This window comes from Bradyrhizobium sp. GW821-FHT13H06 (assembly GCF_058803975.1).
This window is the reverse complement of sequence record NZ_JBXAPN010000005.1, coordinates 442655-457974: the sequence shown is the minus strand read 5'-3', so window position 1 is coordinate 457974 and position 15320 is coordinate 442655. Positions and strand designations below refer to the sequence as shown.

Sequence of the window (15320 nt, the reverse complement as noted above, 5' to 3'; positions counted from 1 at the left end):
CGCGCGCCGGGTGAGGGCTCTGTCCTCTGGGGGAATCCCTCTGCGGAGACAACCCTCTCCCCAGCCCTCCCCCGCAAGCGGGGGAGGGAGCGCACCTTCTTCCTCTCGGGAGTGTGTATGAGCAACGGCCAGTGCCGCGGGCCCACCTCTCTCGCGTGCGGGAGAGGTCGGCGCGAAGCGCCGGGTGAGGGCTCTTTCCTCTTGGGGAGTCTCTCTGCGGTGACCTACGCCGCGCAAGTCGCCCGATACTTCTTCGTATCCAGCAATGCCAGCACGCCATTGGCCGACACCGGCCGGCTGATCAGATACCCCTGCACCTCGTCGCAACTGATCTGGCGCAGACATTCGAGCTGGTCGGCAGTCTCGACACCCTCCGCCACCACGCCGATCCGCAAATCGCGCGCGAGCCCGATCACCGATTTGACGATCGCGGCGCAGTCCGGCTGCACCAGCATGTCGCGGATGAAGGACTGGTCGATCTTGATGCGGCTGAACGGCAGCTTGCGCAGGTAGGTCAGCGAGGAAAAGCCGGTGCCGAAATCGTCCAGCGCCACCGTGACGCCGAGCTCCAGCAGCGCGTTCAGGACCGTCGCGGCCGAACCGTATTTCGACAGCAGCATCGATTCCGTGATCTCGATCTCGAGCCGGTGCGGGGCGATCTTGGCATCGGCGAGCGCCTGTACGATGATCTGGAGGATGCCTGTGTTGTGAAATTGCGCTGCCGAGAAATTGACGGCGACCCTGATGTCTTCCGGCCACTCGGCAACACTTGCGCAGGCGCGGCGGATGACCCATTCGCCGATCTCGTGGATCAGCCCGGTCTCCTCCGCGATCGGGATGAACTCGCTTGGCGGCACCAGCCCGCGCGAAGGATGCTGCCAGCGCAGCAGCGCCTCCAGGCCGGTGATCCGGTTGGTGTCGAGATCGAGGAATGGCTGGAACACCAGGAACAGCTCGTTTCGCGCGATCGCACCTTCGAGGTCTGATTGCAGCGCCTTGCGGTCGCGGGACAGCCTGTCGTCGGCTTGTTCGAAGAAGCACACCGTGCCCGGCCCCGCCTTCTTGGCGCGGTAGAGCGCCGTGTCGGCGTTTTTCATGATGTCGAGCGCGGTGTTTCCGTCGCGTGGCGCCAGCACGATGCCGACGCTGGTCGCGCCGACGATCTGGCGGCCCTCGATCTGGAATGGTTCGGTGAAGGCCGCGACGAAGCGCTCGGCGATTTCGAGCGCATCCTCCGGCCGCGCCAGATTGGCCATGACCAGCGCGAACTCGTCGCCGCCGATGCGCGCGACATGCTCGGCCGCGCGCGTGCAGCGTTGCAGGCGGCTTGCAACCTGGACCAGGAATTCGTCGCCGGCGGGATGACCCAACTGGTCGTTGACCTCCTTGAAGCGGTCCAGGTCGAGCAGCAGCACCGCGAATTCCTCCCCCGACAACGCCAGCCGTTTGAGAGCCGCATCGAGCGTTTCATTGAAGGCGACGCGGTTGGGCAGATGGGTGAGGGGATCCAGCCGCACCGTGCGCTCGGCTTCGATCTGCCGCATCACGCGCCGCGCGAACGAGAACGAATTGACGAACACGCCGCGCAAGAGGACGCTGCCATAGACCACGACGAGAAAGGCGATCAGCAGGAAGGCCAGGTCGCCGTTCCTGCTGAGGCAGATGGCGATCCCGACGAAGATGGGGGCCGTGAAAGCGATGGCCGCGATCGGGATGGTGGCGAAGGCCAGTGCGCCGCCGGCCAGCATGCCCGAGCACAGGCAGGTGATGACGAGCTGGCCGCCGGTCGAAGCGTCGGCGAAGAAAGCGACCGGGACGATGCCCCAGGCGGCGCCGAGGATGAAGGCATTGCGCACCAGCCGGTGCATGGCACGACGAGAGACGAATTGCGGCTTGGTGATGCGGCGTGACGCGCGCGATTGCAGCCCGAAAGCGATCGCGGCGCCGGCGACGGTGACCGCCCAGATCAGGGCCGGGATCTTGGCCGGCGACTGCCACAGTGCGATGGCGAGAACGATGGCGTTGCAGGCATTGGCGAGCATGATGCCGACCGAATAGCCGAGCACGAGCGACATCTGTTCGGCCCGGATATGCCCGGCCACGACCTCGTCGGTTGCGGGACCGCCAAAGGCCGACAGATCGCCGGCGAACAGCCGTGCGACATAGTTGGTCGTTTGAGTCCGCATGCGATAGCCTAGCAGCACCGGCCGTTGTCCGGCTCGATCAGGAGAATTCGTTGCAAACCTTTGACGAACTATGAATTATCCCCGTTTGCCACGACCAGCGTGACCACATCTGCGTGTTCAATTCACGGTATCGATAACAAAATCGATACAACGCGCGGCGAGGGCGCCGTGCTCGCATCCTGTTGAACTCGTGCGCAAGCGGCTCGGGCGAGGTTCGCTTCACCCTGGCCGCGAAGCCCCGCAGGTCACCGTGAGAGGGCGTCCGGGGTTAAATTGAGCGAGCGCGCGGCCTTACTTGTGTGATGCCGACCCCGGAAATCGCGAGCAACCCGCCGATGATGAGCTTCGGCGTCATGCGTTCGCCAAGGAAGACAACGCTCGAAAGCAAGGCAAATACAGGAAGCAGCAGACCGAAGGGCGCGACGCGAACCATCGAGCAACGGGCGATCAGCCAAAACCAGAGGCCAAACCCAATGATTCCGCCGATGAAGACCGTGTAGGCAAGCGCCAGCCAGCCCCGTTCGCCTGCCGTCACGAGGCTCGCCGCCTGTCCATATTCCAGCAGCAACGACATCAACATGACCTGCGGCACCGTGAGCAGCGACGACCATCCCATCAGCATCAAGGGATCAAAGGGGCCATAGCGTTTCGTCAACACGTTGGATACCGCGAAGGCGAAAGCTGCTCCAACCACAAGCAGCAGCGGAAGCGGGTTGGCGGACTGGCCCGGCTCCGCTGCCAGCACGGTTACGCCGACGAATGCAAGCAGCACTCCGGCACAGGTGGCGAGTGACGGCCTCTCCGCGAGCAGCGGCCAGGCCAGCAGGACGGTGAAGGGCGTGGCGAGTTGGTACGCGACCGCCGACATGCTTCCCGAGCCGAGCCCAAGGCCCACATAGAAGAGCCCGAAATTCAGCCCACCAAGGAAAAGCGAAATGGCCGCGACAGGGCCGAGCTGCCGACGCGTGGGCCTGTCGACGAACGGAACAAGCAGCAGCGTAATGGCCAGAAAGCGCAGTGCGAGGAAGAAGAGCGGTGGAAACTCCGCAACGCCCACTTTGATGGCCACGAACTGATAACCCCAGATCAGGGGAACGGCGACCGCGCAGACGATCTGGATGGCAGACATGGCGCACGTCCCTTTCAAGACCGATCAGTCCAAATATAAGCCCGGCATCAGCGGAAGCGTTGCGGTGTCCTTACCTGACGAAACGGCCGATGAGAGCGTCGACGGCGGCCTGCGATGTCGTCCGTGCCGGTGCCGTCTTGCCGACCACGCGCAGCCCTTCAACGAAACAGATGAGAACCCGGGCGGCCGTTGCTGGCTCGACACCATCGGCCAACCTGCCCGCCGCTTTCGCGCGGGACAGTGCATTGGTCACTTTGGCCTCCATCGCCTTGAAGAAGCCCGCAACGCGTCGACCGACTTCGGCATCCCCGCCAGCCAATTCCATGGCCGTGGCCACCAGGAGGCATCCGCGCCGGCCGTTGCTCCCGCTGGTGCGATCGACGTAGCCGGCCAGGTAGGCCCGCAGGCCGTCGACCGGGTCGTTTCGGGGATCGAATTCGACATCCATCCGCGCCAAGGCATCCGCGATGTAACGATCAAGCGCGCGCAAGAAGAGCGAATGCTTGCCGCCGAAAGCGGCGTAGAGGCTGCCCCGCGACAGCCTGGTCGCACGAAGGAGATCGGGCAGCGCCGTGGCGTGATAGCCGCGCGACCAGAACACATCCATCGCGCGTTCGACAGCGGCGTCCATGTCGAAACTTCGCGGCCGGCCACGGGGCAAGGGCGCTGGGGTGTTTTGCCTCATGCGGATATATAGACCGATCGGTCCTTAAATGACAAGCCCCGCACAGGAATCGCCGCGCACCGAGCTCAGGGTGATCTCCAGCCTCCGGTCCGGGCGTCAACACCGCCGTCCGTGCTGATGTGTGCCTCGCGTCAGCGTCCGAGCTGCTTCGGATCGTAGTAGAACCGCTCCTCGACCAGCTTGTCGCCTCGCCAGGTCTGCCACGCGATCTCGTCCAGCGTCCGCGTGACGCCTTCGGCATTGGTGAAGCTGAAGCGCCAGCGGGTTGCGACATGGTCGCCTTCGATCAGGCTCGGTCCGATGCGGACGGCCTTGACCTCCCTGGACGCCGCCAGCACGCCGCGCTCCTTGGCGACGAGCTTGTCGCGCCCGACCGTCGGGGTGGCGTTGTTCTCGTAGGTCACGGCATCGGGCGTGCAGAACTGTTCGATGGCACCGACGAAGTCCCCGGCTTCCAGCCGCTGTGCGAAGGCTTCGACGACATCGCGGCTCGGCATAGCGTGCCTCCCGGAAAAACCGACTGATAGTCGGTAAATACCGACCGGTGGTCGAAAAGTCAACTGGTTGCCTATGGCGAATTGGATTACAGCGAGGGTGAGTTCGAATCGATGCGAGCCAAGACCTCGGAACACCTCTCCCGAAGGGAGAGGTCGGATCGCATCTTTCGATGCGATCCGGGTGAGGGTTACGGTCCCACCGACTGTTGCGGCCCCTCACCCGGATTGCTGCGCAATCCGACCTCTCCCCGTCGGGGAGAGGTGGAGACGAGAGTGATGGCGAAACAGGCGGAGCGACGGGCGGCGACTTCGGAGGCGATCCTGACGGCGGCGCGCCGTCTGTTCGGGACGCATGGCTTTGCCGCCACCACCATGGACGAGATCGCCGAGGCAGCCGCCGTCGCCAAGGGCGCGGTCTATCATCACTTCAAGACCAAGGAGGCGGTGTTCGAAGCCGTGTTCGACCAGGTCTCGCGCGATCTCGTTGCCGAGATCGACCGCACCGCACGGGCCGAGAAGGACGTCCTCGCCGCAATGGTCGCCGGCACCCAGCATTACTTTGCGGCGACCGCGAAGGGCCCGACCGGCCAGATCATTTTGCGCGACGGTCCCGCCGTACTCGGCTGGGAACGCTGGCGCGAGATCGACGCCAGGCATTTTGGCGGCAAGCTGCCGCGCGCGATTGCGGCTGCCATGGAGGCCGGCCTGATCGCCCGCCAGCCGGTCGAGCCGCTGGCGCGGCTGCTGCTCGGCGCAGTCACGGAAGCCGCGGTCGCCTGCGCCGGACGCGCTGACATCGCAAGGGCAGGCGCGGAATATGCCCGTGCGTTCAAGTCGCTGGTCGAGGCGCTGCGCGTGCGCGAATGATTGTGCTAAGTGAACGACGGAAACGCCCACACCAACAAGAAGAACAGTAGCGCATGAACGCAAATTCCTCCCTCGCGCCGTCCGATCCCGAATTCGACTACGTCATCGTCGGCGCCGGCTCCGCCGGCTGCGTGCTCGCCAACAGGCTCTCCGCGAGCGGCAAGCACAGCGTGCTGCTGCTCGAAGCCGGCCCGAAGGATTCCAACATCTGGATCCACGTCCCGCTCGGCTACGGCAAGCTGTTCAAGGAGAAGACGGTCAACTGGATGTACCAGACCGAGCCGGAGCCCGAGCTGAAGGGGCGCCAGGTGTTCCAGCCGCGCGGCAAGACGCTGGGCGGCTCGAGCTCGATCAACGGCCTGCTCTATGTCCGCGGCCAGCACGAGGACTATGACCGCTGGCGCCAGCTCGGCAACACCGGCTGGGGTTACGACGACGTGCTGCCGTATTTCAAGAAGGCCGAGAACCAATCGCGCGGCGCGGATCAGTATCACGGCACGGGCGGTCCGCTGCCGGTGTCCAACATGATCGTCACCGATCCGCTGTCGAAAGCCTTCATCGACGCCGCGGTCGAGACCGGCCTGCCCTACAATCCCGACTTCAACGGCGCCACGCAGGAGGGCGTCGGCCTGTTCCAGACCACGACGCGCAACGGCCGGCGTGCCTCGACGGCGGTGGCCTATCTCGGACCCGCCAAGACGCGCAGCAATCTGAAGATCGAGACGTCCGCGCTCGGCCAGCGTATCCTGTTCGAAGGGCGTCGCGCGGTCGGCGTCGAATATCGGCAAGGCGCGGTATTGCGCCGCGTGCGGGCGCGGAAGGAGATCGTGCTGTCGAGCGGCGCCTACAACTCGCCGCAGCTGCTCCAGCTCTCCGGCGTCGGTCCTGCCGATCTCCTGCGCAAGCACGGCATCGATGTAGTGCTGGACGCAGCCGGCGTCGGGCGCGATCTCCAGGACCACATGCAGGTCCGCATCGTGATGCGCTGCTCGCAGAAGATCACGCTGAACGACACCGTCAATCATCCGCTTCGCCGCACCATGGCCGGCGCACGCTACGCGCTGTTCCGCAAGGGCTGGCTGACGATTGCGGCCGGCACGGCGGGCGCGTTCTTCAAGACCAGCCCGCGGCTCGCCTCGCCCGACATCCAGGTCCACTTCCTGCCGTTCTCGACCGACAAGATGGGCGAGAAGCTGCACGATTTCTCCGGCTTCACGGCGTCAGTGTGCCAGCTCCGGCCCGAGAGCCGCGGGACCTTGCGCATCAAGAGCGCCGACCCGACCGTGCCGCCGGAGATCCGCATCAACTACATGTCGACCGAGACCGACCGCACCACCAACGTCGAGGGTCTGAAGATCCTGCGCAAGATCCTGAACGCGCCGGCGCTGAAGCCGTTCGTGGTCAGCGAGTACGATCCCGGGGCGAAGGTATCGACGGACGCGGAGATACTGGATTATTGCCGCGAGCGCGGCAGCACCATCTATCATCCGACCTCGACCTGTCGTATGGGCAACGACGCGCTCGCGGTGGTCGATCAGCGGCTGAAGGTGAGGGGCCTCGAAGGCCTTCGCGTCGTCGACGGCTCGATCATGCCCGATCTCGTCTCGGGGAACACCAACGCGCCGATCATCATGATCGCCGAAAAGGCCTCCGACATGATATTGGAGGATGCGCGCTGAGCGCGCGTCCGGGATGGAGAACGACTTGGCTACACGACTCAGGATCGGCACACGCAAGAGCGCCATGGCGCTGGCACAGACGGAAGAAATCGCGCGCCGCCTGACAGCCGCCGTGCCTGGTCTCGATGTCGAGATCGTCAAGTTCGACACCACGGGCGATCTCGACCAGACCAGCAAGCTCTTGCCGCATGGCGGCAAGGGCGGCGCCTTCGTGGCGCAGATCCGCGCCGCCGTGCTGTCGGGCGAGCTCCAGGCAGCGATGCATTCGCTGAAGGACATGCCGGGGAACGAGGATACGCCCGGCCTCGTCATCGGCGCCACGCTGTCGCGCGATCCGCCGAGCGACGCGCTGGTGCTGCGCGACGGCGTGACCCTGGAGGCGCTGCGCCAGTCCCGCGGCCAGGGCTTCAAGATCGGTACGAACGCGGTGCGCCGAGCGGCCTATGCGCGGCGGTTGTTTCCCGATGTCGAGGTCATCCACTTCCGCGGGGCCGCCGACACGCGCGTGCGCAAGCTCGACAATGGCGAGAAGCAGCGCCTGCCGGATGGCGGCGCGGTCGGGCCTGCCGATGCGCTGATCATGGCGCGTTCCGGCCTCGATCGCGTTGGTCTGGCGAACCGCATCGCCTATGAGTTCACCGCGGCGGAGATGCTGCCGGCGGCGGGGCAGGGCATCGTCGCCGTCGAATGCGCTGCGCAGGACTGGCAGACGCGGCAGATCCTGTCATCGATCGACGATCCCGCCGCGCACGCCTCGGCCGATGCCGAGCGCGAGGTGCTGTGGGTGCTGAACGGCCACTGCAATTCACCGGTCGCGGGGTTCTCGACCATCACGGGCGATCAGATGTCGCTCACCGCCTCCGTGCTCGATCTCTCCGGCAACACCATCATCGAAGCCTCGCGCGCGGGGCCCGCCAACCGCCCCCGCGAGCTCGGGCGTGCCGTGGGATTGGATCTGCTGGCGAAGGGGGCGGCCGAGATCATCGAGCGCAGCCGGCCGCGCTGAGTCCGGCCGAGATCACCATCGGCGGTCACGTCGTTCTGCGCCTGTTTTGCCCGACGTTTCAAACGGGCGGGACGAGCCATGCCAGCCCAAGGTTTTCAATGACTTGTCTACTGTGCATGGGGTTGTTTTCGCGGTTTTTGTTGGAGCGCGATCACATGAGGTCGTCATGCCCGGGCTCGTCCCGGGCATCCACGTTCTTGGTACCGCTTGGTTAGGCGTGGATGGCCGGGACAAGCCCGGCCATGACGATGCGGAGAGTCCGCCCGCCGTTCAACCCCGCACGCGCTTGATCATCTGCTCGACATGGGCGATCGGCGTTTCCGGCTGGATGCCGTGGCCGAGATTGAAGATCAGCCGCCCTTGCGCAAAATTGGCCAGCACATTGTCGACCGCGCGGTCGAGCGCGGCACCGCCTGTGATCAGCACCAGCGGATCGAGATTGCCCTGCACGGCGACCTTGCTTTGCACGCGCTCGCGGATGAAGGCCGGCTCTGCGGTCCAGTCGATGCTGACCGCATTGACGCCGGTTGCCTCGACATAGCCGGGCAGCAGCGCACCGGCCCCGCGGGGGAAGCCGATGATCTTCGCATCCGGCACCTTGGCCCTCACGCCCTCCACGATGCGCCGCGTCGGCTCGGTCGACCAGCGCGCGAACTCGGCGGGCGGCAGCACGCCGGCCCAGGTGTCGAAGATCTGTAGCGCGTCGGCACCGGCGGCGAGCTGTGCCAACAGATATTCGATCGAGCTGTCGACCAGCACGTCGATGATCTTCGCAAACGCCTCCGGATGACGGTAGGCCATCATCCGCGCCGGCGCCTGGTCCGGCGTGCCGTGGCCCGCGACCATGTAGGTCGCAACCGTCCAGGGCGCGCCGCAAAAGCCGATCAGCGCGACCTTGGGATCGAGCGCGCCGCGCACGATCTTCAGCGCCTCGGACACCGGCGCGAGCTTGCCCAGGTCGGCGCGCGGCGCCAGCGTCGCGACCTTGGCCGGATCGTCCAGCGGCTCGAGCCGCGGGCCCTCGCCGACCTCGAACCGCACCGAGCGTCCGAGCGCATGGGGGATCACCAGAATGTCGGAGAAGATGATCGCCGCATCGAAGCCGAACCTGCGGATCGGTTGCAGCGTCACCTCGGCCGCAAGCTCCGGGTTGAAGCAGAGATCGAGGAAGCCGCCTGCCTTGGCGCGCACCTCGCGATATTCCGGAAGGTAGCGCCCGGCCTGGCGCATCATCCACAGCGGCGGGATGGTCTGGCGCTGGCCGGAGAGCACGTCGATGAAAGGTTTCGTCGGAGACTGGGGCACGAATGATCCTGCAGAAGGTTATGGTTCCTGATACACCCCCAGCCCTCAGCGGAACAGGGGAACCAGCGCGATCGGACCGCGTTGATCAGCCCATGGAGGAGATCATGGCTGAGACATTCAATCCCGCGCCGCACGACAAGCATGCCGAAGACCCGCGCGAGGCGCTCGCTGCCGACCGCAACGCCAAGCTCGACGCCGGGCTGCAGGATACGTTCCCGGCTTCCGATCCCGTGAGCGCCGCGCAGCCGACGCCCTCGAAAGCCGATGCGGATGCCGACCATCCCTCGCTCTGGGACAAGGTTAAGGCCATCTTCAGCTAGCAGCGTCGGGCGCGCCGGATTCCGGCAGGGTCGCTAATGCCTTGTTAGCAATGCGCCGATTGTTGCGTCCGTAGGACTACTGGAAGCGGCTCGAATCGCCGCGCATTCCGGTAGCGGGTTCAGAATTCGATAACAGAAGCGGCAGAGTTTCCGATCAATCGGAGGACCTTGCCGCGTGAGCGCCGTTACCCAACGAGCTGGATGGAGCCGCCTGCCGCTGCGCGCGGCGGCCTTTGTCGTGCTGACCTGCGCGATCATCCTCGGCGGCAGCAGTTGGCGCGAGTGGGCGGCACGCGAGGCGGTGCTCAAGGGCGCCGAAACGGAGATGGCGAACGTCGCACGTTCGCTGACCCAGCATGCCGAGGACAGTCTCGATCTCCTGGACTCTGGCGTGGTCGGCGTGGTCAGCCGGCTGGAGATGGACGGCACTGCACCAGCCACGGTGGCCAAGCTTGGAAACCTCCTGGACGCGCGCAAGAAGGCGATCCCGCGCATCCACAGCCTCGACATCATCGACGGTCAGGGCAACTGGCTGACCTCGCCCGGCGCGATCGGCTCGACCCTCAGCGACGATGCCCTCTTCCGGTATCACCAGCTCTCGCCGAAGCGCGAGGCCTATGTCGGCGGTCCCGTGAAGAGCCTGCTCGATGGCGAATGGGTCGTCCCTCTGTCACGCCGCTTCAACAAGCAGGACGGCAGCTTCGGCGGCGTGGTGCTCGCGACCATCAGCTCCAGATATCTTTCGCATTTCTATGAGCAGTTCGAGATCGGCCGCAACAGCTCCGTGACACTGGCGCACCGCGACGGCATGATCCTCGCGCGCGATCCCGGCAACGACAAGTTCGTCGGACGTAGCTTCGCCGACACGCCTTTCTTCCGCGAGCCGAGCCTGCAACGGCCGAGCGGCGCCTATCACTTCAAGTCGCCGCCGGACGGTGCCGAACGCGTCAGCTTCTTCAATCGCAGCAGCCGTTTCCCGCTCCTCCTGGTTGCCACGGTCGGCAAGGACGAGTTGCTCGCGCCCTGGCGCGCCGCGGCAATCTCCCGCATGCTCTACGTGCTCGCGCTGGTGATGCTGATCGCGGTCATCGGCGGCGTGCTGGTGCGGCAGTTGCACCGGGGCCAGCGCATGGCCGTCGCGTTGGCCGAGAAGGAGGTGCATTTCCGCCTGCTCGCCGAAGGCTCCAGCGACATGGTGACGCGCGTCGGGCTCGACGAGCGGCTGCGCTATGTCTCGCCCTCGTCGGTCCGCGTCGTCGGCTGGCGTCCCAATCAGCTGATCGGCACGCCGGCTCTTGCGGGCATCAATCCGGAGGATCTGCCGGAGGTCCAGGCGATCGTCGACGCCATGAAGCGTGGCGAGAAGGAGGAGGCGCGCTTGACCTACCGCAACGCGCACCGGCAGAACGGCGAAGTCTGGCTCGAATCGACCATGCGGGTGACACGCAAGGGCAACGGCAACGTCGATGGCGTCGTCGCGATCTCGCGCGACATCACCGAGCAGAAGAGGCTGGAGACCAGGCTGGAGACGCTTGCGATCGAGGACAGCCTCACCGGCCTTGCCAATCGTCGCCGCTTCGACGAGCGGTTGAAGGAGGAGTGGGCGCGCGCCTATCGTGACCGCTCCAGCCTCGCTTTGCTGATGATCGACGTCGACCACTTCAAGGCCTACAACGATGAATACGGCCATCCCGCCGGCGATGCCTGCCTGCGTCTGGTCGCAAAGATCATCGCGGCCGAGACGCAGCGCGCCGGTGATCTGGCGGCGCGCTATGGCGGCGAGGAGTTCGCCGTGCTGCTGCCGAACATCGACACCGCCGGCTGCGCCCGGATCGGCGAGCAGATCCGCAGTGCTATTCACGGGGCCGGCCTCGTTCATAGCACCAATCTGCCGGCCGGATGCGTCACCGTCTCGGCCGGCGGCGCGACCTGCCGGCCGGCGCTGGAGCGCACGGCGGGAGTGGCCTCGCTGGTCGAGGCTGCCGACCGGGCGCTCTACGCCGCCAAGGACGCAGGCCGCGACCGCCTGGTGATGTCCGGCGAGGTCATGAACCTGAACTTGCTGCCCAAGGCGTCCGGCCAGTAACACCGATCAATAATGCGGCGGACGCTCGTTGGCGGGCCCCGGCGCATTTGCCTCGGCCTCCTGGAGCCGGTCGTTGAGCTGCGCGATCTGCCGCGTCAGCGAGTCGATCTGTGTCCACTGTGCGGTGATGGTCTGGTTCAACGTCTCGATCGTGTCGTCCTGGTAGGCAAGGCGCGTCTCCAGCGTGTCGATGCGCTCGCTCAGCGTCTTGATCTCATTCGTCACGGCCGTGCCCCTTCTCCCGTTCGCGCAAGCCAAGTTCTCGCAAACCGTGGCCGAGCGCCACGCGCTCGTCGAACACGAAGCATTCGCCGCGCCAGCGGCTCTCCGCCTCGGGCACCTCCTCGAGATATTTGAGGATGCCGCCTTTGAGGTGATAGACCTCTGTAAAGCCGCGCGCGAGCAGATGCGCGCTCGCCTTCTCGCAGCGGATGCCGCCGGTGCAGAACATCGCAATCCTGCGGTGTTTGGCCGGATCAAGCTCAATCGCGGCAAAGTCCTTGAACTGGCCAAAGCTCTTGATGCCGGGGTCGACCGCGCCCTCGAACGTCCCCATGGCCACTTCGAAGGCGTTGCGGGTGTCGAGCAGCAGCGTGTCGGGCTTCGCAATCAGCGCATTCCACTCGGTGGCATCGACATAGGTGCCGACCTGGCGGCTCGGATCGGCAGCCTCGTCACCGAGCGTGACGATCTCCTTCTTCAACCGCACCTTGAGCCGCCCGAACGGCATCGCGTCCGCGGTCGAGAATTTCAATTCGAGATTGTTGAGCCTGCCGCCGAACATGTCGCCGTGTGCGAGTTCGTGGGCGAAGCCATCGATCGCCTCCGGCGCACCGGCGATCGTGCCGTTGATGCCCTCCTGCGCCAGCAGCACGCTGCCCTTCAGCGCGAGACCGGCGCAGAAGGCGCGCAACGGCTCGCGCAGCTCTCGGTAGTCGGGGAGGGCGACGAATTGATAGAAGGCCGCGACCTTGGTGGCCGAAATCGGATCAGACATGGCGGCTCGTTTAGCAGGCGGCAGCCATCCGGAAAACCCATGGCTGCCGGCGTCGAGAACTCCATACGCCCAGCAGATGGCAGCCATTTTCCTGGTATGCCAGCATTGCCCCGCCGGGCCGGAATGTGTCATGTAGACGCGGTTTTCGAGATGGCGCGCCACTCGCGCCGACGGCCAAGAGAGCAAGAAATTCGATGAGAAACTTCCATTTCCCCGGCAGGTCCACGGTCCATGCCACCAACGCGATGGTTGCGACCTCGCATCCGCAAGCCTCGCTCGCGGCGATCGAGGTGCTGCGCGATGGCGGCACGGCGGTGGACGCGGCCGTTGCCGCCTCTGCCCTGCTCGGCGTGATCGAGCCGCAATCGACCGGCATCGGCGGGGACTGTTTTGCGCTGATCCAGCCGCGCGGCGAGGGCAAGATCATCGCCTATAACGGCTCCGGCCGGGCGCCCAAGGCGGCGAACGCCGACTGGTATCTCGAGCGCAAGATCAACTCCGTGCCGCTGACCTCGGCGCATGCGGTCTCGATCCCCGGCGTGATCGATGCCTTCGCGACGGTTCTGCGCGACCACGGCAAGTTCGGTTTCGACCGGCTGCTTCAGCCCGCGATCAAGGCGGCCGAGGAAGGCTACGTCGTCGCGCCCCGCATCGCCTTCGACTGGAAGAACCAATTCGAGAAGCTGAAGAATGGCACCAACACCGTGCGCTACCTGCTGCCGGGCGGCAAGCCGCCGGTGGCCGGCGACGTCATTCGCCAGGCCGAGCTCGGCAAGACCCTGCGCGCGATCGCCAAGGACGGCCGCGACGCCTTCTACAAGGGGCCGATCGCGGAAGACATGGTCGAGACCCTCAGGGGAATCGGCGGCCTGCACACGCTCGACGATTTCGCCGCGCATACCACTGAGGTAGCGACGCCGATCGGCACCATGTACAAGGGCTACGACTTCTGGCAGTGCCCGCCGAACGGCCCGGGCGTCACCGCGCTCCTGATGCTCAACATCCTGTCGCGCTTCGATCTGACCAAGTACGCGCCCGTCAGCGTCGAGCGTTTCCATCTCGAGGCGGAAGCCGCCCGCATCGCCTACATGAACCGCGAGATGCACGTCGCCTCTCCCGAGCACATGAAGATCAACGTCGCCGAGATGCTCGAGAAGGGCTTTGCCGACGAGTACATCAGCAAGATCCGCATGGACGGCATGCTCGACCTGCCGAATGTCGCGCCGCCGATGAACCCCTCCACCATCTACATCACGGTCGTGGACAAGGACCGCAACGTCTGCTCGTTCATCAACTCGATCGCGCATTCCTTTGGTTCCGCTATCGTCTCGAACAAGACCGGCGTCTTGTTCCAGAACCGCGCCGGCGGCTTCCGTATCCAGCCCGGCCATCCCAACTGCATCGAAGGCGGCAAGCGCCCGCTGCATACGATCATGCCGGGCCTGCTCACCAAGGGTGGACGCTCCGTGATGCCGTTCGCCGTGATGGGCGGACAGTATCAGCCGACCGGCCAGACCCATGTCTTGACCAACATCCTCGACTATGGCTGCGACGTGCAGGAGGCGATCGACATGCCGCGCGGCCTGCACTACGAGGGCCAATATCAACTCGAGGACGGTGTGCCGGCTGCGATCGTCGAAGGCTTGAAGAAGCTTGGCCACAAGACCACCAGCGTGGTCGGCCCGCTCGGCGGCGCCCAGGCGATCTGGATCGACTGGGACAAGGGCACGCTCACCGGTGGCTCCGATCCGCGCAAGGACGGCTGCGCCCTCGGCTATTGAGTTCGCGCGGAGTTCCGCGCGGCAGATCAGGAAAAGTTGACGAAGGGCGGCGCGGCATTTGCCGCGCCGCCCTTTCTCGTTCGGAACTGCACTCATTGCTCCAGGTTAAGGGGCGATGAGCAGTGCAGGCGTGCGCTGCTTTTCAGATCGCGGCGGAGGCCGGCCCATGTCCGACAAATCAAGTTCCAGAACATCATTCGATCGGCGCGCCTTCATGGCCGGCGCTGCCGGAACTGCGCTGGTTCCGATGACGGCGCGTGCGGTTGCGCAGGATGCGACGGCGCCCGTCGCGCAGGATCCGTCGCTTCCCGTCGAGGTCACGCTGCACGTCAACGGCAAGGACAAGCGCCTGAGCATCGATGCGCGCACCACGGTGCTCGATGCGCTGCGTGAGCATCTCAAGCTCACCGGCAGCAAGAAGGGTTGCGACCACGGCCAGTGCGGCGCCTGCACGGTGCTGATCGACGATCGCCGCGTGGTGTCGTGCCTGACGCTGGCGCTCGCAGCCGAAGGGCAGGAGATCACGACGATCGAGGGCCTCGCCACCGACGACCGCCTGCATCCCATGCAGCAGGCCTTCGTCGATAACGACGCACTCCAGTGCGGCTATTGCACGCCCGGCCAGATCATGTCCGCCGTGGCTTGCGTGAAGGAGGGACACGCGGGGAGCGAGGCCGACATCCGCGAGTATATGAGCGGCAACATCTGCCGCTGCGCCGCCTATCCCAACATCGTCGCTGCCGTGAAGCAGGCCGCACCCGAGATCATGAAAGGCTAGGCGC

Annotated in this window: 14 protein-coding genes; 7 read left to right on the top strand and 7 right to left on the bottom strand. The window is 65.5% G+C overall.

The genetic code is table 11. From position 1 onward, the window contains the following. Positions 1 to 224 precede the first annotated feature (224 nt). The 4 genes from AC1RQP_RS23695 to AC1RQP_RS23680 all read right to left on the bottom strand — a co-directional run bounded on the left by AC1RQP_RS23695 (position 225) and on the right by AC1RQP_RS23680 (position 4497). Entirely contained in the window at positions 225 to 2186 is a 1962-nt protein-coding gene (locus AC1RQP_RS23695) for a putative bifunctional diguanylate cyclase/phosphodiesterase (RefSeq protein ID WP_492938690.1), read from the bottom strand. 268 nt (positions 2187 to 2454) lie between these two features. Continuing rightward, positions 2455 to 3315, bottom strand: a complete 861-nt coding sequence (locus AC1RQP_RS23690) for a DMT family transporter (protein ID WP_197967405.1) — start codon at positions 3313 to 3315, stop codon at positions 2455 to 2457. Positions 3316 to 3385: 70 nt separating this feature from the next. Continuing rightward, positions 3386 to 3946, bottom strand: a complete 561-nt coding sequence (locus tag AC1RQP_RS23685; RefSeq protein WP_239621768.1) for a TetR/AcrR family transcriptional regulator — start codon at positions 3944 to 3946, stop codon at positions 3386 to 3388. Between the two features lie 185 nt (positions 3947 to 4131). Next, entirely contained in the window at positions 4132 to 4497 is a 366-nt protein-coding gene (locus AC1RQP_RS23680; RefSeq protein WP_239621769.1) for a nuclear transport factor 2 family protein, read from the bottom strand. Positions 4498 to 4773: 276 nt separating this feature from the next. On the opposite strand from AC1RQP_RS23680, the gene AC1RQP_RS23675 reads away from it, so the two are divergent. Genes AC1RQP_RS23675 through hemC form a run of 3 tightly spaced genes read left to right on the top strand, consistent with a single transcriptional unit; the run spans position 4774 to position 8049 of the window. Further along, positions 4774 to 5364: a TetR/AcrR family transcriptional regulator gene (locus tag AC1RQP_RS23675; RefSeq protein WP_492938689.1), complete on the top strand. Its 591-nt coding sequence runs from the start codon at positions 4774 to 4776 to the stop codon at positions 5362 to 5364. A gap of 53 nt (positions 5365 to 5417) precedes the next feature. Next, a complete protein-coding gene (locus AC1RQP_RS23670; RefSeq protein WP_492938688.1) occupies positions 5418 to 7043 on the top strand; it encodes a GMC family oxidoreductase in 1626 nt (541 codons plus the stop codon). A 25-nt stretch (positions 7044 to 7068) separates the two neighbouring features. Further along, positions 7069 to 8049: a hydroxymethylbilane synthase gene (gene hemC, locus AC1RQP_RS23665; RefSeq protein WP_492938687.1), complete on the top strand. Its 981-nt coding sequence runs from the start codon at positions 7069 to 7071 to the stop codon at positions 8047 to 8049. Positions 8050 to 8319: 270 nt separating this feature from the next. Here hemC and hemE read toward each other — a convergent pair whose 3' ends face one another. After that, on the bottom strand, positions 8320 to 9354 hold the full coding sequence (gene hemE / locus AC1RQP_RS23660) for a uroporphyrinogen decarboxylase (protein WP_492938686.1): 1035 nt from the start codon (positions 9352 to 9354) through the stop codon (positions 8320 to 8322). Positions 9355 to 9458: 104 nt separating this feature from the next. Here hemE and AC1RQP_RS23655 point away from each other — a divergent pair, with 104 nt between their 5' ends. Beyond that, a complete protein-coding gene (locus tag AC1RQP_RS23655; protein ID WP_239621774.1) occupies positions 9459 to 9674 on the top strand; it encodes a hypothetical protein in 216 nt (71 codons plus the stop codon). A 175-nt stretch (positions 9675 to 9849) separates the two neighbouring features. Further along, positions 9850 to 11760 (top strand): diguanylate cyclase, encoded by a 1911-nt coding sequence (locus AC1RQP_RS23650; RefSeq protein WP_492938685.1) that lies wholly within the window; start codon positions 9850 to 9852, stop codon positions 11758 to 11760. Positions 11761 to 11766: 6 nt separating this feature from the next. Here AC1RQP_RS23650 and AC1RQP_RS23645 read toward each other — a convergent pair whose 3' ends face one another. Further along, positions 11767 to 11985 (bottom strand): SlyX family protein, encoded by a 219-nt coding sequence (locus AC1RQP_RS23645; RefSeq protein ID WP_492938684.1) that lies wholly within the window; start codon positions 11983 to 11985, stop codon positions 11767 to 11769. Further along, the gene (trhO, locus tag AC1RQP_RS23640; RefSeq protein ID WP_492938683.1) at positions 11975 to 12757 is read right to left on the bottom strand and encodes an oxygen-dependent tRNA uridine(34) hydroxylase TrhO; all 783 of its coding nucleotides are present in this window, start codon (positions 12755 to 12757) and stop codon (positions 11975 to 11977) included. The genes AC1RQP_RS23645 and trhO overlap by 11 nt, the downstream gene beginning before the upstream one ends. Positions 12758 to 12951: 194 nt before the next feature. On the opposite strand from trhO, the gene ggt reads away from it, so the two are divergent. Both ggt and AC1RQP_RS23630 read left to right on the top strand, forming a co-directional pair. After that, on the top strand, positions 12952 to 14538 hold the full coding sequence (gene ggt / locus AC1RQP_RS23635) for a gamma-glutamyltransferase (RefSeq protein WP_492938682.1): 1587 nt from the start codon (positions 12952 to 12954) through the stop codon (positions 14536 to 14538). Between the two features lie 166 nt (positions 14539 to 14704). Next, a complete protein-coding gene (locus AC1RQP_RS23630; RefSeq protein WP_492938681.1) occupies positions 14705 to 15316 on the top strand; it encodes a (2Fe-2S)-binding protein in 612 nt (203 codons plus the stop codon). The last annotated feature ends 4 nt before the right edge of the window (positions 15317 to 15320 follow it).

Bases quoted from the DNA above. Each gene is read 5' to 3' on its own strand.
- AC1RQP_RS23695 (WP_492938690.1), bottom strand. From the start codon at position 2,186: ATGCGGACTCAAACGACCAACTATGTCGCACGGCTGTTCGCCGGCGAT.
- AC1RQP_RS23680 (WP_239621769.1), bottom strand. From the start codon at position 4,497: ATGCCGAGCCGCGATGTCGTCGAAGCCTTCGCACAGCGGCTGGAAGCC.
- AC1RQP_RS23670 (WP_492938688.1), top strand. From the start codon at position 5,418: ATGAACGCAAATTCCTCCCTCGCGCCGTCCGATCCCGAATTCGACTAC.
- trhO (WP_492938683.1), bottom strand. From the start codon at position 12,757: ATGTCTGATCCGATTTCGGCCACCAAGGTCGCGGCCTTCTATCAATTC.
- AC1RQP_RS23675 (WP_492938689.1), top strand. From the start codon at position 4,774: ATGGCGAAACAGGCGGAGCGACGGGCGGCGACTTCGGAGGCGATCCTG.
- AC1RQP_RS23630 (WP_492938681.1), top strand. From the start codon at position 14,705: ATGTCCGACAAATCAAGTTCCAGAACATCATTCGATCGGCGCGCCTTC.
- AC1RQP_RS23690 (WP_197967405.1), bottom strand. From the start codon at position 3,315: ATGTCTGCCATCCAGATCGTCTGCGCGGTCGCCGTTCCCCTGATCTGG.
- ggt (WP_492938682.1), top strand. From the start codon at position 12,952: ATGAGAAACTTCCATTTCCCCGGCAGGTCCACGGTCCATGCCACCAAC.
- AC1RQP_RS23655 (WP_239621774.1), top strand. From the start codon at position 9,459: ATGGCTGAGACATTCAATCCCGCGCCGCACGACAAGCATGCCGAAGAC.
- AC1RQP_RS23685 (WP_239621768.1), bottom strand. From the start codon at position 3,946: ATGGACGCCGCTGTCGAACGCGCGATGGATGTGTTCTGGTCGCGCGGC.